19 protein-coding genes are annotated in these 24,866 nt (G+C 41.4%); 11 read left to right on the forward strand and 8 right to left on the reverse strand.

Annotated elements, in window-relative coordinates; all coding sequences use genetic code 11:
* Nucleotides 1–514: 514 nt before the first annotated feature.
* The 9 genes from MHI52_RS16910 to MHI52_RS16950 all read left to right on the forward strand — a co-directional run bounded on the left by MHI52_RS16910 (nt 515) and on the right by MHI52_RS16950 (nt 11,814).
* Nucleotides 515–2,491: a sigma-70 family RNA polymerase sigma factor gene (locus MHI52_RS16910; protein WP_340982389.1), complete on the forward strand. Its 1,977-nt coding sequence runs from the start codon at nt 515–517 to the stop codon at nt 2,489–2,491.
* A 513-nt stretch (nt 2,492–3,004) separates the two neighbouring features.
* Complete coding sequence (locus tag MHI52_RS16915) at nt 3,005–3,670, forward strand: GntR family transcriptional regulator (protein WP_340982388.1); 666 nt, start codon at nt 3,005–3,007, stop codon at nt 3,668–3,670.
* 15 nt (nt 3,671–3,685) lie between these two features.
* Nucleotides 3,686–5,377, forward strand: a complete 1,692-nt coding sequence (gene ilvD, locus MHI52_RS16920) for a dihydroxy-acid dehydratase (protein ID WP_405157321.1) — start codon at nt 3,686–3,688, stop codon at nt 5,375–5,377.
* A gap of 437 nt (nt 5,378–5,814) precedes the next feature.
* The gene (locus tag MHI52_RS16925; protein WP_340982387.1) at nt 5,815–6,603 is read left to right on the forward strand and encodes a hypothetical protein; all 789 of its coding nucleotides are present in this window, start codon (nt 5,815–5,817) and stop codon (nt 6,601–6,603) included.
* A 102-nt stretch (nt 6,604–6,705) separates the two neighbouring features.
* Complete coding sequence (locus MHI52_RS16930) at nt 6,706–7,833, forward strand: WG repeat-containing protein (protein ID WP_340982386.1); 1,128 nt, start codon at nt 6,706–6,708, stop codon at nt 7,831–7,833.
* Between the two features lie 174 nt (nt 7,834–8,007).
* The gene (locus MHI52_RS16935) at nt 8,008–10,113 is read left to right on the forward strand and encodes an AAA family ATPase (RefSeq protein ID WP_340982385.1); all 2,106 of its coding nucleotides are present in this window, start codon (nt 8,008–8,010) and stop codon (nt 10,111–10,113) included.
* Complete coding sequence (locus MHI52_RS16940) at nt 10,100–11,146, forward strand: 5-methylcytosine restriction system specificity protein McrC (protein ID WP_340982384.1); 1,047 nt, start codon at nt 10,100–10,102, stop codon at nt 11,144–11,146. The genes MHI52_RS16935 and MHI52_RS16940 overlap by 14 nt, the downstream gene beginning before the upstream one ends.
* A 51-nt stretch (nt 11,147–11,197) precedes the next feature.
* A complete protein-coding gene (locus MHI52_RS16945) occupies nt 11,198–11,545 on the forward strand; it encodes a hypothetical protein (RefSeq protein ID WP_340982383.1) in 348 nt (115 codons plus the stop codon).
* A complete protein-coding gene (locus MHI52_RS16950) occupies nt 11,515–11,814 on the forward strand; it encodes a hypothetical protein (RefSeq protein WP_340982382.1) in 300 nt (99 codons plus the stop codon). Before MHI52_RS16945 ends, MHI52_RS16950 begins: the two co-directional genes overlap by 31 nt.
* A 654-nt stretch (nt 11,815–12,468) precedes the next feature.
* On the opposite strand, the gene MHI52_RS16955 is transcribed toward MHI52_RS16950, so the two are convergent.
* The 5 genes from MHI52_RS16955 to MHI52_RS16975 form a co-directional block, all read right to left on the reverse strand.
* Nucleotides 12,469–12,867, reverse strand: coding sequence for an RDD family protein (locus tag MHI52_RS16955; protein WP_081746009.1), 399 nt, complete (start codon nt 12,865–12,867; stop codon nt 12,469–12,471).
* 314 nt (nt 12,868–13,181) lie between these two features.
* Nucleotides 13,182–13,391 carry a hypothetical protein gene (locus MHI52_RS16960; RefSeq protein ID WP_165789875.1) on the reverse strand — a complete coding sequence of 70 codons (210 nt, stop codon included), beginning with the start codon at nt 13,389–13,391 and terminating at the stop codon, nt 13,182–13,184.
* A 394-nt stretch (nt 13,392–13,785) separates the two neighbouring features.
* Entirely contained in the window at nt 13,786–14,748 is a 963-nt protein-coding gene (locus tag MHI52_RS16965; RefSeq protein ID WP_340982380.1) for an ABC transporter substrate-binding protein, read from the reverse strand.
* Between the two features lie 86 nt (nt 14,749–14,834).
* Complete coding sequence (locus MHI52_RS16970) at nt 14,835–16,583, reverse strand: ABC transporter ATP-binding protein (RefSeq protein WP_340982379.1); 1,749 nt, start codon at nt 16,581–16,583, stop codon at nt 14,835–14,837.
* Entirely contained in the window at nt 16,580–18,379 is a 1,800-nt protein-coding gene (locus MHI52_RS16975) for an ABC transporter ATP-binding protein (protein WP_340982378.1), read from the reverse strand. The genes MHI52_RS16970 and MHI52_RS16975 overlap by 4 nt, the downstream gene beginning before the upstream one ends.
* Before the next feature lie 446 nt (nt 18,380–18,825).
* On the opposite strand from MHI52_RS16975, the gene MHI52_RS16980 reads away from it, so the two are divergent.
* Together MHI52_RS16980 and MHI52_RS16985 are read left to right on the forward strand one after the other, a co-directional pair.
* Nucleotides 18,826–19,383: an XRE family transcriptional regulator gene (locus tag MHI52_RS16980; protein WP_340982377.1), complete on the forward strand. Its 558-nt coding sequence runs from the start codon at nt 18,826–18,828 to the stop codon at nt 19,381–19,383.
* Between the two features lie 54 nt (nt 19,384–19,437).
* Entirely contained in the window at nt 19,438–19,911 is a 474-nt protein-coding gene (locus MHI52_RS16985) for a YbaK/EbsC family protein (protein WP_253508905.1), read from the forward strand.
* 154 nt (nt 19,912–20,065) lie between these two features.
* Here MHI52_RS16985 and MHI52_RS16990 read toward each other — a convergent pair whose 3' ends face one another.
* The 3 genes from MHI52_RS16990 to MHI52_RS17000 all read right to left on the reverse strand — a co-directional run bounded on the left by MHI52_RS16990 (nt 20,066) and on the right by MHI52_RS17000 (nt 24,718).
* On the reverse strand, nt 20,066–22,573 hold the full coding sequence (locus tag MHI52_RS16990; protein WP_405157322.1) for a WG repeat-containing protein: 2,508 nt from the start codon (nt 22,571–22,573) through the stop codon (nt 20,066–20,068).
* A gap of 173 nt (nt 22,574–22,746) precedes the next feature.
* Nucleotides 22,747–24,162, reverse strand: coding sequence for a DUF4179 domain-containing protein (locus MHI52_RS16995; RefSeq protein WP_076250463.1), 1,416 nt, complete (start codon nt 24,160–24,162; stop codon nt 22,747–22,749).
* A 13-nt stretch (nt 24,163–24,175) separates the two neighbouring features.
* On the reverse strand, nt 24,176–24,718 hold the full coding sequence (locus tag MHI52_RS17000) for a sigma-70 family RNA polymerase sigma factor (RefSeq protein WP_076250461.1): 543 nt from the start codon (nt 24,716–24,718) through the stop codon (nt 24,176–24,178).
* Nucleotides 24,719–24,866 lie beyond the last annotated feature (148 nt).

Genomic DNA, 24,866 nt, shown 5'->3' on the forward strand with positions numbered 1-24,866 from the left:
CGTTCGACGATGAAGTTATGCACGGAGTTGTTACGACAAAACGGGTAATTCTGTTGGAAGAAGGTACAGCAGAGATGAAAGGGCTAATGGGCAGTAAAGGGGCTCAACGAAGCGAGCACTGGAAATCTGCCATAAAGATCCAGCCACAACTCATGTTCACCTTTATAATTGGAACTGATGAAGTGAAAGAACTGAAGGTACTGGCCCATGCTGAGCGATCGACGACAGGATGCCCTGACATCACGAGAATCGACATTTTTCCAGCCCATTCCAAAATGAATTGTCGAGGGACAAGAACATATTCCCATTGAAGTCGCTATTTTAGCGGCTTTTTTATTTTTCGGTACAAGTTCTTGTCCCAAGCTAAGGATAAGAACTTGTACCGATTGCCGATTAGGTGTATATCTAAATAATCAGCATATGCACTTATTTGGGAACAACTATAAGAATAATGTTACATTAATTAAATCCAAACCCCCGAGTTAACTGTCTATATAACAGGAGGTGAACGACAATGATCGATGCACAGCAACAAATCAACGCCGCACAAAACGGAGATCACGATGCCTTCGTTTCTCTTATAAAGGATCGAACGGATAAGCTGCACCGAGTGGCTCGCCATTATGTACGGGAGTCCAAAGATGCGGAGGATATCGTTCAGGATGCCCTGGTTAAGGCTTATGAGTCACTGCAAACGCTGCAGCAAGCCGAAGCGTTTGAGAGCTGGCTTACCAGAATTGTGGTGAACCGGGCGCTCAATCATTTGAAGAAATCCAAGCGTGTTCACCTGAGCGAAGACCCGCAGGCGCAAGAGCCATTGGTCGTTAATGATATCGATCAAACCCTGGATCTGGAGCGTGCATTGGCCAGTCTGAATCCGAAGCTGCGTCAGCTCCTGTTCTTAAAATATAAGAAGGACCTGACCCAGCAGCAAATCGCCCATCTCCTGGATATGCCATTAGGTACTGTAAAAACACAATTACGGAAGGGGCTGGAACATTTGCGCAACGAAATGGCTCAAGATTTTCTCGAACGAGACCTGGATACATTACGCCTGCAGTTAAGACAACAGGCAGAGCACCAGTTTGCCGTTTCACCGGATTATGATCTGATCGTCAATGACTATCAAGAGAACACCGGGAGGGGAACAGGGAAGGGAGAAGCGGGATTCTTATGGGTTAAAACGGGGAGTGATGACGCCGTTTCTGCCACGCTCTCCAGGGACGGCAACTTGCTAGACTATGCCATTTCCTGGGCCTCATTGGACAACGAGACACGGATATCTGAGGAGGAGCTCAAACAGCAGGCAGAGCAATTCCTGGAAGATCATTATCCCGGCGCACTGCGTGATTTTCCGTATTGTGAGATGGAGTGGATGGAAGGGATGTTTGTGTACACACGACAGCAGAAGGCGATGGGGCTGCCACTTCCTGAGACGGGATGCCTGATTATGGTTCATCCCAGCGGTCGCGTGGTCGGATTTAGGTACTTTGGAACCGTTCCAGGGCCAGCACTCCCAACCATGATCACACCAGAAGAGGAACAGATGGCGTGTATGAAGGCGAATTTTTTGCTACATGTGGAATATTGTGTATTGGACAAAGCCGTGTACACGGATGGTGACGATCAGGTCCATCTTGTTTACGCCCCCCGAAGTAGAGGGCTAATCTATACTGCATCATCACAGGAGGAAGTTCCGACAGCCTATAGGGCAGAAGCTGTCCCCTCTGACCCAAGAACTCTGGACGAGTGGCCAGGTGAGTTCCCGCCCGCACGAAGCCTAGAAGAGTGGATTGGCGTAGACAACGACCAATTTCAGTTAGTACAAGACGACAATATTGGCTCGAACACCAAGTTGATGGTGTGGAAGCAACAGAATGAAGAGCGTCCAGCCAAGAATGACCGGTCTTGGAAGGCCTATTGGGCTGATCAGATGGAGGGAGCAGTCAAGGCGCGAGTAGACAGCCAATCCGGACAACTGATTGACTTTGTTTCGCATGGTAAGCCAGATCAACTAGCTCCATTAACCTGGGATCGAGACGCATGTATAGAAGTAGCTATGGACTATGTCCGAGGACTAGCAGCCGAAATGTTGCCGTATCTCAAGCTTCTAACTGAAGAGACCGACGACGAAGATCGTTTGGAAATCATTCGCTTTGGTGTATATGTTCAAGACGTATCTGTCAGGGATGAATGCTATCAACTAGCTGTTGACCGCTCTAATGGGAGGGTCAAAAGTTTGATGTCCCCCTCCATAAGGCCAGAACAGTTAAAGAAGCTGGAGACCGTGCCTTCATTTGATTACCAGACAGCCATCCTCCGATGGACGGCACAGGCCAAGCTGCGTCTGCAATGGGAACGGATGCACAATGCTAGGGCGGAAGAGGCCCCGTACGAACTAGTGTATCGAATGATTGGTAGCGAGCACGAGCGGACGCCCGAAGTGCTTGATGCGCATACGGGGAAGTTATACGAAAATACTTTTTACTGACAAACAAAAACATCTAGCCCGAAACTAAGGGCTGGAAGGCATTCAAAAGCCTGCGGACGTAGAACAGCATTTTAAAAATAGACGTTTAACACAACGTTCTATCATATTAATTGTGTCCATTGAATTTTAAAAACGCCGAACTCGGAATATGAGTTCGGCGTTTTAGGTAGATTATACGACGGAGGGGTGGGAGTTAAAACTACAAACTCATGTCGAGGGACAAGAACATCGTCCGATTTACGATTAGATGTATACTTAAGTAAAAAGTACATAAGCCCTCATTAGTACCAAATAATTTTATATAATAACATTCACATTAAAATATATTACTTATGTAACATTTCTCAAAGAAAGACTCTTAAATTATAGTTCTCTTTTTTGTCTCAGACTCTCAATAAAAACAGGTAGTTATCTGGATAAACTTAATTGAGCGAATAAATGAAATAATAATTGCTTCTCGATCGTGTATGCGATATATTGCATATAAGAATAATTGCAATGAGGATGAAAACAATGCCAATTCCTAAAAATTTTTCCTTACCAGTCCGTATGTCCGCAAAAGAAAGAGCGTTTTCTCAGATTCAGCGATGGATCATTGATGGAACACTGCAACCAGGTGAAAAGCTTATTGATGCGGAAATGGCTGAATCGCTTGGAGTCAGCCGGACACCGATTCGGGAGGCATTTCAGTTACTCGAAGTTCAAGGCCTCGTGTCCATGCATCCAGGAAAAGAAACAAAAGTAACGAATATTGAGAAAAACGATATTTTTAAGATGTATTCAACGATGGCTGCTCTTCAGGCCTTAGCTGCTGAAATCACCGCCCAAACTATTGTTCCAGAACAGATCGAGAAACTAAGATCCATAAATTTGGAATTCGCAAGTTCTATTAAAAATGGACAAGTTTATCAGGCTATGGAGGTGGATGAGCAATTTCATAATTATATTGTGGAGCTCTCAGATAATCCTTATGTAGCTACATTTAATACATCTCTTCAGATTCACATTAGGCGATTTAAATACGTATTTTTAAAACAACCTATTACGGCTACACTAGCTTCAGTTGAAGAACATGATCAGATTATTAAAGCTTTTGAAGGCAAAAATAGCAACGATGCCCATAATTTAATGAAACAAAATTTTATTCGACCGATGCAGGAACTGAACGAAATACTTTGAAATGAGGGAAGAAACATGGAAAATAAAAAAGATCTTCGCATTCGTAGCAAGGTAATCAGTGAAGGTGCTAACCGGGTACCGAACAGAGCGATGCTGCGTGCAGTTGGATTTCAAGATGAGGATTTTAAAAAGCCAATGATCGGAATAGCAAGTACGTGGAGTGAAGTAACACCGTGTAATATGCACATCAATGATTTAGCGGTGCAAGCTAAGCGGGGCGCACGTAATAACGGCGGTGCTCCACTAATTTTTAATACGATTACCGTTTCTGATGGGATCTCGATGGGGCATGGCGGGATGTTGTTCTCGCTACCAAGTCGGGAAGCTATAGCTGATTCGATTGAAATTGTGACCGGAGCCGAGCGTTTTGACGGCGTTGTTGCAATCGGTGGGTGTGACAAGAATACGCCTGCATGTTTGATGGCTATTGGACGGATGAATATTCCTTCTGTTTATGTATATGGAGGAACCATTCAACCTGGTAATCTCGACGGTAAAAAAGTGGATATCGTTTCAGCTTTTGAAGCCGTTGGGCAATATCAAGATGGAAAAATAACAGACGAACAATTGCATAAGGTCGAATGCAGTGTTTGTCCAGGTCCAGGGGCTTGTGGGGGGATGTATACCGCTAATACGATGGCCGCAGCTGCAGAAGCAATGGGTATGTGTTTGCCTGGTTCTTCTTCGACATCAGCTATCTCAGCGGATAAAGCATTGGAATGCGAAGCAGCCGGTAAGCAGGTCATCTCACTTCTTGAACAGGAAATCTACCCAAGAGACATTATGACGAAGAAAGCATTTGAGAATGCGATCACCGTTGTTATGGCTCTAGGGGGATCAACCAACGCTTTTCTCCATCTGCTAGCTATTGCGCACTCCGTAGAAGTGGATTTAACCTTGGATGATTTTGAACGAATTCGCTTGCGTGTTCCTCATTTGGCAGATCTGAAGCCAAGTGGTCAGTATGTCATGCAGGATTTGAATGATATTGGTGGTGTTTCCGGGGTAATGAAGCTATTGCTCGCTGAGGGATTACTTCATGGGGATTGCCTCACCGTAACTGGTAAAACGTTGGCGGAGAATTTAGCGGAAGCTGCTCCACTTCAGAATGATCAAGAGATTATACGTCCACTCAATAATCCGCTTAAACCAAATGGACCACTGGTTGTGCTTCGAGGAAACCTAGCTCCTGAAGGCGCTGTCGCCAAAATGTCAGGCATGAAGATACAACAGTTTTCCGGACCGACAAAGGTGTACGATAGCGAAGATGAAGCGACAGAAGCGATCATGAATGATGAAATTCAAGAAGGGGACGTATTGGTCATACGCTATTGTGGACCCAAGGGTGGACCAGGTATGCCTGAGATGCTTTCCGTTACAGCACTCATTGTAGGGAAAGGTCTCGGTGGGAAAGTTGCTCTCATAACAGATGGTAGGTTCTCGGGTGGCTCGCATGGATTTGTAGTCGGCCATGTATCCCCTGAGGCACAAGTAGGTGGACCGATCTCTTTGCTCCAAAATGGAGATATTATCACCATCGATAGCGACATTCAGGAAATTAAGGTTGAAGTGCCAGAAGAAGAGTTGGCCGCTCGAGCGCAAGCTTGGGCACAACCGCCACTGAAAGTGAAATCCGGTGTACTTGCCAAATATGCTAAATTAGTTTCCTCTGCTTCAAGAGGTGCAGTAACAGATTTGATGGAATAGACAATTAACATTGATGCTACATATAAAATGGGAGGGGAGAAGCTACTACAACTAATGCATGAAGCGCGCTAAACAAAAAAACGCCAGCTTTAGAGATCAAGAATGTCGCAAGAAAAAGATGAAGAATTTAGTTTCATCATTTGAAAATGAAGTGTACCCCCTAGAATAGACATTGGAAAAACCCCTGAGTTTAGCCGATAAAATTCTGGGGGGTGTATTTTTGCTTGTACCGTTTCTCGACTTTCATTAATTGGGGGTTCGCTACGAATAGCAGGCAGGTTCCGGCTAGTGCAGGAATGTTATACATATGTACAAAATACAATGTAATATTTAGTAGATATTATTCTTAATTACATATAAAATTATAACCATCTTATATATTGTGTCACATTAGGGGGCTATTCATAGCGGGCGATTATTATCACATCCAGTGTCCTATGAACGTTCAGAGTAAGTATTCAATTCTCGTATTTAATAGAGAAAATGAGCTGTTTTTACCTTTGACAGAGTTCTATTATTATCAACAGAAAAGAATTAGTGAGAGTTCAGCGTTATCTTATTTAATGACTTTGGAGAGATTCTTTTCATGGCTTGCAAAAAGTAGTAATTACCAAGGTACCCGAGTCAAGTGGTCTGATAGTCACATGGCTATAAGAACAGCGGTCGAGGATTACCTAATTTATCAGATGGGCTGTAAGCTAAGGTCTAAAGAAAATTTCCAGTACGTAATAATGACTAAAAAAAGTTCTCAGACTATTAATCACTTTCTAGCTGCCATTAAATCGTTCTATAAAACAGCATTACATCTAAAATTGTACGAATTTCAAAATCCTTTACTTGATGCTGATTATAGTATTTCTATTGGGAGTTTTAGTCCTACAAGCATGCGTGAGAATAAACCACGATTACCTAAAATAGCAGGAACAGAGATTCCATCTGATTCTTCATATCGCAGTCAATCAGATTCCTATTTTAAACTTGTAGCAAATGATTGGAAGCCAAATATTATTGCAGATCATGATCTTCCTTATATCATTTACAGAGCTGGTTCAGAGATTGGTTGGTCTTTAAGAGATGAAGTCGTAATAAGAATGCTTTTTGAAACTGGTGCTAGAATAAATGAAATCCTTGAGTTAACACTTGGAGATTATCGGCAACGGATAAATCAATATGAGATAGCTACCAGGCTATTCTTTAGCTTTAAAATACTTAGAAATGATGTATAGATGCTAGCCAAAGTAATTTATTTCTTAATACAAGTATATCTGTGCAGGAAACAATCAGTCTTTCAGAGAATTCGTTTTAAACGATTGTAGGAGGGGAACAAAATGAAATCCTCTAAGCCGTGGGTAAAAGCAGGACAACATGGAGAGCAATTAACTCGACAGCAACTTGAGCAATTGAAAGAACAGTTTGTGATTTATAATGGTATTCGTATTACCCTATCTCGAAGTAATCAGTCTGCTGAATATGATCACGTGCTAATTGGTACAGGCGGAGTATATATTATAGAGAGTAAGCATTGGTCTGGGGATATCACATTTTTAAACCCTGGTGTCGAACAACGAAAACAACTCGAAGTTAAGCGCTATGACGAGGATAATGATCCGAACAGTCAGTTAGATCATCAGCGATATGTAATGACACAGTTCCTCAATCGCATTGGATTACCACTTTCCCCAATACAAACTATCCTTTGTTTTACGCATGAAGGCGTTTCTTTGAAAAATCGAAGCCCAAAATACACAGCCCTCATTCTTAACGAATTAGTACCATCTCTAAAGAAAGAAGCAAACAAGAATGTTATATCGGTTTCTAATCTGGTGAAGATTGTGAATGCAGTGAATACTATAGCTGAATTCTCGGATTCTTACGAGGATATACCACGGTCAATCAAATACGAAGCGTCCAAAAAAGTGTATACCCCTCGTGACTTCGAAAACATCCCTACATTCTACGAAGGATTGGCAGCAGTCAGTATGAAGGGAGTATGGGGGTTTGTAGACGCAAATTTAAACATTGTGATTGAACCCCAGTTCGAAGAAACACACTATTTCTCAAACCATTGCTGTGCAGTGAAACGTGACGGTTATTGGGGCTATATAAATAAACAAGGTAAACTAACTGTGAATAACATATATGACTTTGCAGGATTGTTGCACAACGGCTTGGCTCCTGTACAATTCGGAGGGAAATGGGGATATCTTGATGAGTCGGGAAACATAGTTATACCATTCCAGTTCAACCTGATATCCTATTTCGACTCAAAGTATGCCCTGGTTAACACAGGAGACATCATTAATAAATCTGGTAACGTAATAACAGGTTGGCCAATGTGGGTAATCGATGGTACCCTCAATCAAAATCTCACAAAAGTAGACTGTGTATTGCCTGAGGAATCTAGAGCTAGCTTGTATCACCCACTAACAAAACAGAGAGGTAATTGGCATACATAAAAACAAAAATGATTTCACGCCCATTAGTTAATGAGTATATGCATTTCCCTTTGAAACGATTTGTTCAAAGCTATTATCATTTAGTATGTGCTAGATAACACAATGAGAGTAAATGCATTCCTAACTTAGTATAGTGTTATAGATTTGAGATAATAAATGCTTGGGAGGCACACCATGATTGATATTGTAAATACCAAAAAAGAAAAATATAAAGCATGGGTCACTGAAAATTTAGGTGGAAAAACAGGTGGGTGGTACACGCCATATTTCGAAAAACTAGGACACCTGTTGGAAAAGTTCGGATTAGCGAGTGGATATAAGGAGAATTTCTTTGAATACCAATCATATTCGGAATATAAAAATATCTATCAACAAATGACTGAACAAAGTGATGAGGATATTGAGAGATTAGTAACAGGCAAAGGTACACCTCGATATCCGGAGAAATTTGGTACCGCAAGAATTGAATTCAGAAAAAAATACGCGGTGGACGAATATAATCAAGGCATTAGAAGTAAGCCTGATAATATAGGTGGGATACCTGACTGGGGCGTTTTAATGCGATCATATTTAATATTTTTATATTATGATGAAAATCCTACTTTAACTTATCCTAAAAAAGAGAAGAAAATAGCGAATCAAGAAAATGAAGTTGATAACAGCATTAATTATTGGGTAATTTCACCAGCTGAAAATACGAGATTATGGAATCAGTTCCACACAGAAAACATGATCGCCCTTGGATGGGATTTTATAGGGGATTTAAGAAAATATGATTCAAAAGAAGCTGTTGAACGGAAAATAGTTGAGCATAGAGCGAATGGGGTTCGCCCTATTAATGATACAAAGGCTATGTGGGACTTCTATCGTGAAATTCAAACAGGCGACGTTGTGTATGTAAAAGAAGGAATTAAGAAAATCCTCGCACGTGGAGTTGTTACGGGTGATTACTACTTCGATAACAAGGTATCAGAGTATAAACATAGAAGAAAAGTAGATTGGCTTCAAGTTGGAAAGTGGGAACTACATCAGACTTTCCCTCAAAAAGCGTTAACATCTCTAAGTCCTTATCCAAATTTTATTCAAGAAATTGATCAAGTAATGAATGAAGATTTTATTGATCCCAAAATTGCTGAAATACATGAATTTCGAAACTGGTTATCCAATCAAGTTACTGATACAGGAGTTAGCTTAAATGATAAAACAGTTATGCAGAAAGTAAGTGCATTGAAGGATATAGAGCACTACTTTGATGTTTCAATATTTGGTGAAACAGATGTTGAACAACTAAAACAGTTGAAAGATTTCGTTATATTCGATGAATCTTATAAAAAATATAAAGGCGTATCAGGAAGTTCAATTGACTACTACATTCGTTTTATTGAATCTAAGCCTACTATTCAAGAAAATGAATCCTTTACAATAGATGATCTTCTTTTGGATGTTTTTATCGAGAAGAATGAGCTTATGCGCCTAATATCTCTACTTGAAAATAAAAAGAATCTTATTTTAAAAGGTGCACCAGGAGTAGGTAAAACGTTTATTGCCAAACGTTTAGCGTATGTGATGATGGGAGAAAAAGATGAAACGCGTATCCATATGGTGCAGTTCCACCAAAGCTATAGTTATGAGGATTTCATTGAAGGATTCCGTCCAAAAGCTGAAGGAGATGGGTTTGAGGTGAAACAAGGTCCGTTTGTGAGGTTTGCTAGAAAAGCAGAACGAGATCCAGAACGAGACTACTTCTTTATTATTGATGAAATTAATCGTGGAAATATGAGTAAAATACTTGGAGAATTAATGATGCTTATTGAAACAGATAAGCGAGGCGAGCAAATCAATCTCCTTTATACTAATGATAAGTTTTCTGTACCATCAAATTTATATATTATTGGAATGATGAATACAGCAGATAGAAGTCTAGCTTTATTAGACTACGCGCTAAGAAGAAGATTTTCATTTTTTGAAATTATACCAGCGTTCCAAAATGAAACATTTAAGTCGTATGTAAACGAATTAAACAATCCTGAAGCATTAATTCGTATTATTGATGAAATTATCAACTTAAATAAACAAATTGTTGATGAGCTGGGGGCTGGATTTCAAATTGGGCATAGCTATTTTGTAGGTGATGTTTACAAAGTAGATACTGCAAATCGAGTAGAGGAAGTAATCGAATATGAAATTATTCCACAGCTATTTGAGTATTGGTTTGATGACGAGCAGAAGGCAAGCAATTGGGCTCAACGATTAAGAGGATGTTACGATGGAAAGAAATAATAATATTCCAATTCGTAATATATACTATATGCTTTCTTATGCATATCAAACGTTAAATCTGTTCGAGTATAAAAAAATCGGAATAGAAAAGTTTGAGAACATCGAAAATCTTTACGCAGAAATTTTATCAATTGGGATACCTGTCTTGATTCGCGAAGGATTAATTAAAGATTACACAAGTGTTGAGGAAATTTCCAATGTTATCAAGGGGAAAATTGATATTAATTCTACGATAAAGAAAAATACATTGGTAAATAAGAAAGTTGCAGTGGTTTATGATGACTTCTCTGAAGATATATTGTTGAATCGTATTATTAAAGCAACACTCGTTTACCTATCGAGTTCCAATAAAATAAGTCAAAAAAAACGAAGAATTTTTTATGCTTTGATGCCTTACTTTACAGAGGTATCAGATGTAGAATTAGATTTGAAACTATGGAAGAACGTTAGATATAACCGTCAAAACATTCGCTATCAATTTATAGTAGACGTATGTAGATACCTTTATGAGCAGCTATTACTAGATGAAAGCTCTACATCTCAAATGATGAAAGAAGTTCATGAAGAACAAAGGTTATCATCCTTATATGAAAAGTTCATCTATGCATTTTTCAAGCGTGAAACGAAATATAAAGTATCCCATCCCCAAATCCAGTGGAGGGTTGAAGATGAATTCAAAGATGAATTGCCGATTATGCAAACAGACCTTGTACTTCAAAAAGATAAAAAAATATTGATTGTGGAAGCGAAATTTTATTCTGAGAATATGGTAGCAAGGTTCGAAGGTGGAGCTGTAAAACAAATATCAAGTAATCTCTACCAAATATTCACATATGTAAATAATTGGAGAAAAAAACCGAATGAAACGGTTGCAGGTATGTTACTTTATGCGAAAACAACTGCATTAAAACAACCTAATCATATGTATAACATTAAGGGTAATCAATTTTTTGTTGTTACTCTTGATTTACAACAAGATTTTAGCGGCATACAGAAAAACTTAATAGCGTGTGTCAATCAATTTTTTGCTTAGTTTTGTATAATACATTTAGAAATTGAGCAGGATGATATTGATGCTATCTATTTGGAAGACAACTGCCTAGCCTCACTGCCAAAAGAATATGTACACAAGATCGCAGAAGAAGTTGCTTTCTATCGACGAAAAATAGAGGAAACAGCAGGATATATAAGACAAAATATTTATATTGAATTCTTTATTACTACACCTTCTGGAGTTTACAGTTACAGTGAAGAGAATGATAAATATAATCGCCATTATACAGAAAAGTACCTAGAGGGTATGGCCCCATTTCATTTAGCAGACATTATTGAAGAAGTTTGGATAGAGCTTAAAAGTTATATAAATTTTTATCTTAAATCACCAGGTAGGAGGAGATTTTTTTGGGTTTCAGAAAACCAATTTCAACTTTAGGTGGACTAACATTTTGGAGAAATATAAGACAAAGTGAGTATTTTATAATGCAAGAACATAAAACAGGTGTCTGGCCATATAAATTTCGCATACTACTTCGAGAGAACCGTATGGAAATTGCCAATTCAAATGACTTTGAAGAAATCAATTATGATTGGAGATACCTTGATAATAATGCCGTCCCTCAGTTGAATCAAAAAATAGATTGGTTAAATAGTGAAGAGTTCCGCTCTTTAGTCAAACTAACTATTCATCGGGCTACTAAGTAACTAGCTCTAACACTTCGTTAGAGTTTTTGACTAACAATAAAAATAAACATTAAGCACAACTGTAGGAAAGTTAAGACTAAAACGGAACCATTTCCAGTACTTTGTACAACTAAAAGGATAGTCCATAAGTGTAGAAGTGAGTCTCTTTTAACGATTAACAGACTACAGGATGGATTATGATCAAGAGACCAACTTCAACGCTAGGAGGTATTTCCACTGGAACTGAAATCACATTTGAAATAGATAATAACAAGCACTTGAGCAAAGAAAAAGGAGGAGGAAGTTGAATGTGATTTTGGATCACGGGAGGGGGAAACATATGCAGATATCGCACTTAGTGCTGATTTGGTCATTGTTAGGGACAAGAACATTGTTCCATTCAAAGTCGCTAATTTAGCGGCTTTTTTGTTTTAAGGAACCAAGTTCTTGTCCCAGGCTGAGGACAAGAACATAGTACCATTGCCGAAAAGGACAAGAACATTGTGTCATTGCGGATTAGATGGTGAACTATTTCATTAAGCTACCCTGAAAAGTTTGATTACATCGATCTATATACATATGTACAAAATACGAGTTTTGTGAAACAGTACTAATGATTTAAAAGCTGTACAGTGATTTTTACCCCTGTACAGCGAATTCTTTATATTTTTCGAATTAATCCCAAACTACTTCTGTTCCTGCTACAAAGTCATGAATCGCACGTCGATCCTCACGCAAACCGACCATAAAAGCACTCACAATAACTCCGATACCCAAAGTTAATACGTACACAAGTCCAGCTACAACAACTCGCATCAGCATCGTACCAATTTTTGGCGGTTCGTGTGTATCGTATTGGCGGATTCGAATTCCACATATACGTTTGCCTATGGTTCGACCATACCAGTAAACTGGTAATAAAATTGAGTATAACGCACTAAGCAGTTTGGCAATCGGCTCATCCGTATCAAAGTTGCCCGTCAGCACACCTGCAATAATCACTAACGGAATTGAAATAATAAGACTATCCAATACACCTGCTCCTAATCTAATCCAAAAACCTGCTTTATACAAAATGCTTTCCTCCAAACTACAATTTTAAACTAAACGGCTAATTTACTTCATGAACTCCCTTCATTAAAATATCTAACTTTATGTACACAACCCAAATAGTATAACAGAAAATTTTACCTTTTTACGATAAAACTCCTATTTCATTTTAATTGCATCCTTTGTGAATTTTATAACAAACTATCGAATTAACTTACTGCTGTACATGTTCACTACTTACTCTTACATAATCCTTTTCAAAAATTGTATTTAGCTACTGAGCCCCCAATGAAAACACCATAATAATTATGTAAACCAAGAAAGCTACTCAACATTTGTTAAGTAGCTTTCTGTTCGTTCTGCATCTGCCCTCTTCGCCAAATCTTATTCTCCACAATGGCATAAACTAACCCCGCGATGGCAAATATCCATATCGATGTCATTCGGTTCAGATAGTATCCTTTCACGAAATATGGACTGTACATGAGATCAAAAACCCACAGCCCGCCCCATCCAAACCCAATCATATAGATGAAAGTTCTCACCATAGGAAAGCATACATATTTCCGCAGCAGCCATGAGATCGGGCTAATAATAACAACATAAAAAGCGACTAAATAGTGACCGAATCCCAGGATAAGCGAAAGAATATATATTACTCCCCCTGCATTGCGTAAGCCGTAATACTCTGTCGTTGTAATATGGTACCCTTCAACCCTTTCAAGAACGAGATATGCAGTCAAGCTTATACCTATAAATATAAGTCCTAATACCATGTACCGTTGAACCGCGTTCACCAACATCAGATCACCCCAATGTCTAAACGCAGCCAGAACAGCTCAAGTTACATGATTTCGAACAAATTACACAATTACACATAGGCGTTATTAGGTTCTGTTAAAAGTTAAAGTTAATCCATCATGAATTGCTCTAATCCAACGACTACTTCTGACCTTCCAGAATCATCGTACCCAAACGGTCCATAAGCTCCATTCTCCCCATCGCTGTGTACGAATAATTGTAATTATCGACATTAGAGATTTTGTAGATCTTTCCATTCTTCACTGCGTTCATGTTATTCCACACCTTACTATCGACCATCTTGTTCTCACTATTCTCCATCAATAACAGACGATCCGGATTAACGGTAGCCAGAGCCTCCAGTGCGATCTGTTTACCGCCCCAGCCCTCTGGATCAGGGATACCCTCTGTGCGCTTCAGGCCCCATTCACCGTATAACATCTCAGCTGCCCCTTTATTGGAATAGATGACCAGGTTGTTTGGATATGTCTCAATTACGGCAAAGGATTCACCATGTACAGTCGCCTCCAGCTTTTGTTTCCACTCTGCAGATTTCGCATCATACTTGGCCAGATATTCATCTTTCTTGCTTTCTTCTCCAAACGTATCTGCCAAGAATGTCAGGCGTTCTCTCCAATCATAGTAAGAATAAGGCAATGCAATCGTAGGCGCAATTTTGGATAAAGTTTCATATTGATCCGTGTTAAAATCCTTTCCCAGAATAATCAGGTCCGGATTAGCACCCGCTATAGCTTCAATGCTGAACGGTGAACCATACCAGCCCAGATTAACAGTATCTGCACTCAGTTGATCCTTAATGGTTGGAGTGATTTCTTCCGGGTTACCGTAATCCGCACTCATCGTGGCCACAGGTGTTTTCCCAATGATCAGTAACTCTTCTGTAGAGCCGGATAGATCAACAATGCGCTCTGGATTCAAAGGGATCGTAATCTCTTCTCCATTTGGGTTGGTAATCAATTTGGTCGTTGCTTGTGCAGTTCCCTCTGAGGAGCTGGCCACTTCACTAGTGGTCTGGGTCGTTCCACAGGCCGCCAAGGTGAGCATACAGAATAGTGCAATCCATACAGGAATTCGTTTAAACATCGTTGTCATTCTCCTTTTATGTCAGTTCATTAGCCACATGAGGCTTATTTGCTTCAGTTACTTTATCTATCTCATCGAACTCATTATTATACGTTTACTTTTACCTGCCAGCCTTCTGCATCCTGTTGTAATTGCCACAACCGAGAATAGATGCCTGAGTGATCTAACAAATGCGCATGCGTTCCTTGCTCTACGAGCTGACCTTGGTCCAATACAAAGATCTGATCGGCATTCTGAATGGTCTTTAATCGGTGCGCAATCAAAATAACCGTCTTGTCCGCGACCAATTCATTAATCGCTTGCTGCACGGCGGCTTCGTTCTCCGGATCAAGTGAAGCGGTAGCTTCGTCAAGCAAAACGATCGATGCATTTTTCAACAAAGCACGTGCAATGGAAATCCGTTGCTTCTCCCCACCAGATAAAGTCGATCCACCCTCGCCAACGAGCGTATCGTACCCTTGAGGCAGACTGGAGATAAACTCATGACAACAAGCTCTGCGTGCTGCTTCCTCAATCTCGAATTGCGAAGCGTCTTTCTTTCCTACACGAATGTTGTTGCCAATCGTATCCTGAAACAGATACACGTCCTGGAAGACCACAGAGATATCCTGCAACAGCTTCTCGGGGTCCATCTGATCAACGGGTCTGCCACCAATGCGAATGGTGCCTTGCTGTACATCCCAGAAGCGGGCAATGAGACGTGTGACTGTACTCTTACCACTACCGGATGGGCCAACCAAGGCAGTAATGGTATGCGGCTCAATCGTAAACGACAAGTCTTTCAACACCGGCTGCTGGTCATCATATCCAAAGGTCACTTGGTCGAATGAAATCGCCTGATTGGGCTGTACATCTCCCGTTCCTGCCATCGGGGCCTCCTGCTGCACATCCATAATGCGTCTTGCACTATATGCAGAGTACCGCATCTCCCCATAACTCATCAGTACAACCGTTAACGGTTCGAATACCTTTGTACCTACCAGCAAAAATAACAGAAATACCGGTAGGGACAACTCACCACCAGCAAGCAAATAACTGCCCACTAGAATCATCCATGTCATCCCTGATCGTGCAAGCAACATCGCGCCCATGATCATCGGTCCCATAATACCTTCTAACCGAATGGAAGCTAATTTCAATTCGTCAAAAGAACGACGTAGCCGTTCAAAACGTTTGCCCCCCATATTGTGGGCCTTAATCTCACGAATACCGCTCAGATACTCCTGTAGCCGACTGGCGGCTTCGTTTTTGGCTCGAACATGGTTCTCACTCAGTCGTGCCTGAATCGAATCCGTAAGCCATAACAGAGCCACACCTAAGGGAACCGCAACAAACATGGCTACGGCCATTCTCCAATCCACCAACAGAAGTCCGCCAAAAGCAAGTACCGGAAGCACAATCGCGCTGATCAGTTGCGACAGATTGTGAGAGATCGTATGCTCGACCTGACCATAATCACTCAGGATCAGGTTCGTCAGATCCCCAGGATCACGTTTTCCGAAGAATCCTAGCGACAGATGGCGAATATGTTCGGCCAGCTTTAACCTTCCTGAGGCCGCGAGGCTGTATGCTGCCCGATAGGTCTTGTCATAGAGCGAAGCATAAGCTGCATACTCCACCAGAAGCCAGGCAAACAGGATGCAGCATACAACCCACATTCGGTTGATATCCAGTCCTTTGTCTGGTTCAGCGAAAGACTTATAGATCGTATTGAATATATCCACAAGCAGCGCCGCAGGAACAATCTTTGCAATCCCGTCCAGAATCGCTGCAATTACCGAAGGTAGCAGACTACGCGGGTTACCCCCAGATATATTGTATAAATAATTCTTCATCGTCCTGCACCTCCAAGCTTCCAGGAAGCCGCACTGATATGGGCCTGCCACATGTGCTCATATACTCCGCCTAATGCACGCAATTGATCATGTGCCCCACGCTCGGCAATCGTTCCCTTGCGGATCACGAGTATTTGCTCTGCTGCACGAATCGTTGTTAGACGATGAGCAATAATCAGTACCGTTTTGCCTTGAACCAATTGGGCAAGACCTAGCTGGATCTTGTGTTCATTCTCTGCATCCGCGTAGGCCGTCGCTTCATCCAGGACCAGAATGGGAGCATTTTTAAGCAGTGCCCGTGCAATAGCAATTCGCTGTGCTTCGCCGCCGGACAGATACGTGCCGCCTTCTCCGATTTTGGTGTCATATCCGGCATCCAGTTTCTCAATGAATTCATGACAGCAAGCAGTTTGAGCCGCAGCTATAACGTCCTGTTGTGAAGCTGATGTGTTGCCCATCCGAATATTTTCTTCAATCGTATCGTAGAACAGATGTACATCCTGAAATACAAAGGACACGGTATCCATCAGTTTCTCCGTACCCATCTCCTGAATCGGAATTCCACCAATCGTAATCTCACCTTCCTGCACATCCCAGAAACGAAGTAATAGATTAGCAATAGTCGACTTTCCTCCACCCGAAGGTCCGACAAGTGCAGTCATCTCTCCTGCTTTGGCTACAAAATCAATCTGTTCAAGTACGGGTTTATATGCTTCGCTCTCCTTGCGCTCATAAGCAAAAGATACCTGCCGAAAGGCAACCTCATATGTATCCGGAACTTTGGGCAACTCAGGTTCTTGTACAACCGGCTCAGCAAACACCGATTCAATCCGTTTCTGTCCTTCCACAATCTCTCGCATCCCACTACCCAGATACATTAACTTCAATAACGGAGCAGATAGACTCGGGGTAATGATCAGAAACAGAATAAACGTGATCGCAAACGACTGATTCCCCGCATTTCCACTCGACAGCAGAATACCCACCGGAACGATGAAGGTAAATAACGAGATCATGATTACAAAAAACAGCCCGTAGGATGTTTTACACAAATCAGTTATTTTCAACGAAATATCCCGGTACCGCGTCACCGCCTGTTTAAACGTTAGAAACGAATCAGCTGTAATGCCAAATACTTTCACCGCCGGCATACCTCTCACGTATTCAACACCCGTCGCATTCATCTCTTCGATGGCAAGTTGAAAATCACGATAAGCCTGACGGCCTTTTTCGCTGCGGAAAAGGCGACTTTGGAGCCAGAACCCTATTCCAATCGGAACCAAAAGCGTCAGCGCCATGCGATAATCGTGCCAGAACATATATCCCAAGAGCATCAGTGGAATAACGATCGCACTTACCAGGTCCGGCAACTGATGGGCGATAAATTTCTCGATTTTCTCCACACTGACTTCGATGATCTTCTTCAGCTCACCGGTTGCCGTCCGGGTGTGATACCCCATGGGTACTTTGGCAACATGTTCCGCAAGTCTCACTCTGAGCTGGTACAAAATGTTGAACGCAGCAATGTGTGAGCACATCCCTCCGATATAGAGGGCAACAAGCCCTGCAATCAGGGCTACGGATGCGACGATCCCCCAATAGATCAACAAATCTTTGTCCATGGCAGAGGGTTGCCCCGCATGCGTTAGCAGTTCCTCGACGATCTTATACACTCCGACAAAAGGAACAATCTGCAACAGACTCGACAGGGTCGAGAAGATACTTGCTGTGATCAGCAGACCTTTACGCTCCTTCGTTACTTGCATTAGTCCGGACACTTCAGATGAGTTGTTCATCTCACCCCTCCTGATATTAATAATCATTCTCAATATAGCTCAGTGTTATATACGCACATTAATATCTCATAGAGCCCTGAATGATCACTACCTCTTCACGGAGCAATAATACCTCATCACGGATTATTGTTGTCTCACAGCATCTTATAAGCCCTATTGGACATACATATGACCTCGTCGCGTAACTTGAGAATGACTGGTGAAGTATTTACACTCTCGCCAAGCAAAAGAAGTGTTGTTGGAGAAAGTTTTCGTTTTTTACTTGTATAGATAAATATGACTTCTTTGATCTGTAACTCCCGTAATATTTTCCATTTAGTATGGATAAATATGTGAAGGAGTTCTGAAGGAGTTACTTACATCATTTAACTGTCGCCTATTGAATTCAACTGTTAGTATGTTATATTATATTTTAACATGTTATAACATACAAAAGGAGTGATGTAATGCAATCGCCAGTATTAACTATTGGAGAACGGTTAAAAGAAATACGAGCAACTAGAAATCTTACACTTGAAGATGTTTCTAAACTTACTGATGTAAGTAAGCCTATGCTTGGACAGATTGAAAGAGGACAGTCTTCACCAACGATTACAACTCTTTGGAAAATCGCAGTGGGCTTAAAAGTTCCTTTATCTTTATTATTGGAAGAGCTAGAAGATGAGTGCAATGTGGTTGATACACGGTCCAAAGACGCTATCATTGAAAATAATGGAAAAATGAGAGCATTTCCTGTTTTTCCTTTTGACCCTACACGTAACGTTGAAATATTTTATATCGAATTTGATCCTGGATGTCACCATCCATCTGAAAGGCACCTTGATGGTGTGGAAGAATATATTTTTGTGGTACAAGGTATGTTAGAGCTGGTAGTCAACACAAAAAAAATTGTTCTAAAAGAAAATCAAGCACTCCGCTTTCGTGCTAATGTTTTTCATTCCTATAATAATCCCTATCAAGAACCATGTGTCATTTACAACATGATTTTTTACCCAAGAACATAGGCAAGTTTCATCTATAATCTTCTAGAAAATATTTTAAAATGAGGTGTGATGATTATGGCAATTGAAAAAGTAAAAGATTTTTTTAAACAATATGGTATGGATTCTGAAATTATCGAATTTGAAGTATCTAGTGCAACCGTGGATTTGGCTGCAACTGCATTAGGTTGTGAGCCAGAGAGAATCGCAAAAACACTTTCTTTTATGGTGAATGGACAAGCGGTTTTAGTAGTTGCTGCCGGGGATGCAAAAGTGGATAACAAAAAATTCAAAGAGTATTTCAAAACAAAAGCAAAAATGCTTTCTCCTGATGAAGCCATGGATATGGTTGGTCATGCCATTGGAGGTGTTTGTCCATTTGCTATTAAAAATGATGTTTCTGTTTATCTAGACATATCTCTAAAACGTTTTGACACAATCTATCCAGCTTGCGGGAGTAGCAATAGTGCTATTGAACTTACAATAGAACAATTAGAAAAATACTCTAGTTATTCAGAGTGGATTGATGTATGTAAAGGATGGAATGATTGATTTATAGTAGTTCTATATGGGGTAGCGCCAACATTTTGACTGTTATATAAGCTAAGCATCAGCGGACATTTGCTTAAAGCAGGAAAAATCCGCTGTCTTTGTGCCTCAACGTCCTTAGCGTATATTTTCGTTAAAATGTTGGCTGTCCCCTCAATCAATTATGAAAAGCTCTCCAGAACGAACCTTCTGTATTAATGATATCCTTGATCTGGACAAAAGGAATCGTAAACGTTGGAAACCCTGCCGCATAGGGTGCGATATCATACGGGTTGAAGTAGAGATGAAGAGCATCCGCTGTGACAAAAAACGGCTGATCCCCACTAATCCCCGTATAGGTGTCCGGAAACACATACGAGTATTGAGGATCATTTTTGATCTGATCCCCCACAATCTGGCTCAACACTTTTACATAGTCACTATTCGGTTTAAATAAATCCTTCAACTCATACAACTGACCATTCGTCAGATTAATGATCGCATAGATCATCGTAGGCATACCATGCGCTGCACCCGCCGGGTAGTTATAACCTGTGAGTTGCAGTTGTAGCAATTGCTGCTGATAAAACGTTATATCAAAATCACCTGTATACGTATAATCCAGCTGCTGATCGGCAGGGATCGGTTTAACTTGGGAGAGTTGCTTCAACTTGGCATTCAGCGCAATTTGCTCCGCTTGGTTCGTTAATCCCTCCACCTGCGGATAATATACGAGATAGTCCCTGTTCGGCTTATATTTCTCTTCGCGTACACGGTACGGCGGATGAAGTGGAACGATTGTATTTTGCCGCCAGATGATCTGTCCGGCCCGGTTCACATACGATAAGCGCTGGTCTACATAGGCCTTAATCAGATCTGGTGCCACGACCTCCAGCGTACCCGAACCTTCTACATGTGGATACCCAGCGGCAGGTCTTCCACTCAGATCCAGCAGATAGGTTTGTCTGCCATCCGATGCGGAAGCAAGGCCATTTTTGTAATTGCCTACTTCGCGATATAGGAACTCCGTAAGTCTTCTGCCATTGGTATCTGCAATCGCGTATACAGAGCCAATATACGGCTGCTCCGGATTAATTGCTTGCCCTAGCGCATAACGATGCTCGCCTAGTTCGCGGATGTCATTATAGGCGGGTTGAATGATAAACGATCCCTCCGTATTAATAACACCGTAGATCGATTTGTAGTCCTCTGCTGTATTAACGATCGCTTGCCCGTTGTTAAAAGGAAATGCCGATGAAAATTTGGGCTGAATACGAATATTACCCCGTTCGTCGATGTACCCATATTTGCCCGAGGCCTCTTTTTGAAAAGCGAGCAGTCCATCCCCTAGTGGTCCCACATAGGCATATGGATACGTTGCGAGCCGATGTCCATTGCGATTAATGAGCGCATATTCATTGTCCTTGATCTGCACAACCGCTTTGCCATCTTGAAAATCATTCGCAGAAGCGAACTGTGCAGGTATCACCTCATTGCCCGACGCATCCAAATAACCATACCGACTCACCGATCCATCTGCCTGACCAGGATTAGAATCGTAAAATAACGCTCGACCGTCGTTCATATTTGAGATATACGGGTACGCCCGTTTGGTCAGGACTGTACCTTGTTCATTAATCATCTTAAATCCTTGAGAATCAATTGTTATCGCCCGTTCTTCGGAAAAGGAATTGATGGAATCGTATACAGGTTGAACGACATACTGCCCCTGAAGATTAATAACGCCGGCACGACCGTCCTTCACAACCACAGCCAATCCATTCGGCTGAAACTCTTGCGCGTCATCCAGAACCGGCTCAAGCCGAATGTGGCCTTGGGAATCCATATACCCCGAACGCGTCCCACTTGTGGTTCGAACGGAGACTGGATATAACCATGTCGTTACCCGGGCATGGCTTATAGGGACCATCGCCTGCTTAATTTTCTTTTCCAGCTCTTGTAGTACCTCTCTGGAAGGATACGCTTCCGGGAAGCTGAGTGCCTTCTGAACTGAAGCGAGAGCTGCCGGATACTGGCCCGCGTGGTACTGAGCATCCGCAAGGTAATACCAGTAAAAGATATAATCAGGATATTGCTGGGTTAGTTTCTCGTAATATTGCACCACTTTTGGATAATAGGTTGCATATACGTCCGGTGCAGGAACCCATTTCCCATTCTGCCATCGGATAATCTCCACACGATAGGCTTCACCTGTGTCATGTATCCAGAGTGCAATCTCCACTTTCCCATCTCGACCATGCGGACCAGGCATATCTATAATCTCTGCATAGCTATAGTATAGATCGTCAGGCGCCAGATCTTTGAGCCCTGATTCGGTCCACTCATATACGGCAAGCTTAGACCAAATAGAACCAATCCGCCAACCGATAATGAGATTGTTCCTTGCCGTTGAAGTTACAGGGGCTGCAGTCATTAAAGTCACCCCATACCCCAATCCCTTAATTAGTGCCATCTTGATCCAATGTCCTTGAACAAATTTCAGAATGAGCAAATACAGCTCACCATTCATCTGATAGACTGCAGCAATCTCCGGCATACCGTCACCGGTAAGATCGGCCGCATAGATCGCTGGATGTTGAACAGGTTTATCAATAGTGACGACCGTTGCGCCAGCCGGAATGTGTTGATTCACAATTTGCGTTAACAGCGGTTCGCTCATGGACATCTCAGTTTCCTCCCTTATGACCGCATTCGCCTAATGGTATGCGTCATAAATCGGGATATGACATGTAATTCATTTTATATAAGTAGAACTAAAGAATATTCTCACTTACCACTCCGATAACAGAACAACCTTCTGATTGCACTTATCCCCAGATTTTTAATTCACTTTTCATATTATCTATCTTGCAAAGTTACTTTCTCTCCATTGATTAGCAGGTAGCTCACATCATTCACCGGAATGGTCTTAGGGGATATCCACTTAATGAGATCCTGATCCAGCTGGAGGAAACCGGATGCGCCAGTCAACTTTGTACCATCCTTCAGGTGCACTTCAATACTCAGATCCTCCATCCGAATCATACTCAGTGCCTCACCTGTAAGTGTGACACCAACCGGGGAAAGAGTAACATTTGCCTGTAAGCCTCCATTTGTATCAAGCTGAATGTTTCCTGTTTTACTCAAAGCATTTTGACTCAAGTTAAAGGTCGTTTTCCAATTTCCCTGCACAACTTCACTTATGCTCGTAAAGCTGCCTTGAATTCTCAGCTTATCTAAATTGTCAACAGCAGACAGATCATACACAAACTCCTCATAATCTCCTCCATACCCGACCCCATCTTTCATATAATGTCCATAGCTAATGGAATATTGGGGAATATCGAGCTTTTGACCTTGCTCATCCGTGAAGTAGAAATATCCATGATTATACTCGCCTATCTCATTATTCGGATTAATCTGAATGTGTAACTTGCCCTCCACAAAACCTATATTGGAAATATGCATCCAATCAATACCGGAAACGGGGACATTCGTTACATCCTGATGCAGTACCGGAATTGGATCATTTTCCAATTGAAAATCGGTTTTACCTCCCAAGCCACTTATACGATCTTGATCCACGATATCATAGTTATTGTTTTGCTTTTCTTGTAACAACTGCTCCCAGTCCACTTGTACGTTGTAACCATCTTGTCGAGATGCACCTGACATCAGCGTATTAATCTGAACGGTAATCCGATTTTTGCTGACTTTTCCTTGAATGAGGAATCGGACAATAGCCGTTTTGTTCGCATCATCATAATGAATAATCTGAGCGTTGTTTGCATTACCTCCGGTTACTCTGTAATCATATACATCCAGTGTATCGTCAATGCGATGACCCGTCAGATCCGATAATGAAACATAGATTTCCGTTGTATCTCCGTCCCTGACAGCACCTATAACCTCCATTCGAATCCCTTGATCTTCACTCACCTGATGAACAGGCTGAAGAATGCCAATCCGATCTGCACCTAGAAAATGAAGAATAGAAGGCAGGTCAATGATGCCCACCGATGCAGCTGCACCTGTAACAAGACATAACGATAACGCAGCGGTTACAGGAATATAGATGGCTTTGCGATACTTTTTTCTTTTATTCATGGACTTCTTGGTCTGTGCGGATGGATCGGATGGATATAATACAGGTGGATAAAATGATGAATCTGATCTCGTAACGGTTGGTGGTTCATTCATCGCCATTTTATCATAGAACAACTTTTTAATATTAAAGAGGTTCTGCTCAGTGAATTCTTTTTCGGATTTTCGCATTTGATCGCCTCCTTTATTTCCTGTTCATCCACCATGTCCTCAATCGTTGCCTGGAGCGATAAAGCTTGTTATGGACTTGCCTAACGTGTAGGGACAATGCTTCCGATATCTCATGGGGTCTCTGTCCTTCATAAAACCGACGTTTCATAATCTCCCGTTCCGGTTCTGGAAAAGATTCAATCATTTGATTAAGTTCCGTATACGTCTCTTTACTGATCATCTGAACCAACAAATCATCCGTTTGCACCGAATGAATCTCCTCTTCATATGTAAGCTCAGTTCTTCGATTAAATTTCCGGTAGCGATCAATCGCTTTATGTTTTGTGATTGTTGCAAGGTAATTTTTCAGGCTACTTCGCCCAGACTGGAATGCATCCGGATTCTGCCAAAAAGCAAAAAATGTATCTGCTACGCATTCTTCAATCTCTTCTGTCGATGCATGATGTAGGATGGAATGAGCAATCTTCCATAACAAACCTGCGTAGTGGTTCATCACCCATTCCATGGCTTCAGGATCACGATTCGCTACTGCCTTCCGTATCTGTTCTTCTTCCACGATTAGATGTCCCCTCCCTTCCATGCTCATATGATCACGAGTGCTCGTGTTGATCCGTGCTTCCTACCTATATTCGTTTGGCAAATGACTTTTACTTACTCCACGATAAAAAAAGATTTGCAGTGACCTTGTGGTCTTCTACAAATCT

Source organism: Paenibacillus sp. FSL H8-0283, from assembly GCF_045040675.1.
Classification (GTDB): Bacteria; Bacillota; Bacilli; order Paenibacillales; family Paenibacillaceae; genus Paenibacillus; species Paenibacillus amylolyticus.

Coding starts and splice junctions, on each gene's coding strand:
- MHI52_RS16910 (WP_340982389.1), top strand. CDS start 515: ATGATCGATGCACAGCAACAAATCAACGCCGCACAAAACGGAGATCAC.
- MHI52_RS16915 (WP_340982388.1), top strand. CDS start 3,005: ATGCCAATTCCTAAAAATTTTTCCTTACCAGTCCGTATGTCCGCAAAA.
- ilvD (WP_405157321.1), top strand. CDS start 3,686: ATGGAAAATAAAAAAGATCTTCGCATTCGTAGCAAGGTAATCAGTGAA.
- MHI52_RS16925 (WP_340982387.1), top strand. CDS start 5,815: ATGAACGTTCAGAGTAAGTATTCAATTCTCGTATTTAATAGAGAAAAT.
- MHI52_RS16930 (WP_340982386.1), top strand. CDS start 6,706: ATGAAATCCTCTAAGCCGTGGGTAAAAGCAGGACAACATGGAGAGCAA.
- MHI52_RS16935 (WP_340982385.1), top strand. CDS start 8,008: ATGATTGATATTGTAAATACCAAAAAAGAAAAATATAAAGCATGGGTC.
- MHI52_RS16940 (WP_340982384.1), top strand. CDS start 10,100: ATGGAAAGAAATAATAATATTCCAATTCGTAATATATACTATATGCTT.
- MHI52_RS16960 (WP_165789875.1), bottom strand. CDS start 13,391: ATGGTGAGAACTTTCATCTATATGATTGGGTTTGGATGGGGCGGGCTG.
- MHI52_RS16965 (WP_340982380.1), bottom strand. CDS start 14,748: ATGTTTAAACGAATTCCTGTATGGATTGCACTATTCTGTATGCTCACC.
- MHI52_RS16970 (WP_340982379.1), bottom strand. CDS start 16,583: ATGAAGAATTATTTATACAATATATCTGGGGGTAACCCGCGTAGTCTG.
- MHI52_RS16975 (WP_340982378.1), bottom strand. CDS start 18,379: ATGAACAACTCATCTGAAGTGTCCGGACTAATGCAAGTAACGAAGGAG.
- MHI52_RS16980 (WP_340982377.1), top strand. CDS start 18,826: ATGCAATCGCCAGTATTAACTATTGGAGAACGGTTAAAAGAAATACGA.
- MHI52_RS16985 (WP_253508905.1), top strand. CDS start 19,438: ATGGCAATTGAAAAAGTAAAAGATTTTTTTAAACAATATGGTATGGAT.
- MHI52_RS16990 (WP_405157322.1), bottom strand. CDS start 22,573: ATGTCCATGAGCGAACCGCTGTTAACGCAAATTGTGAATCAACACATT.
- MHI52_RS16995 (WP_076250463.1), bottom strand. CDS start 24,162: ATGCGAAAATCCGAAAAAGAATTCACTGAGCAGAACCTCTTTAATATT.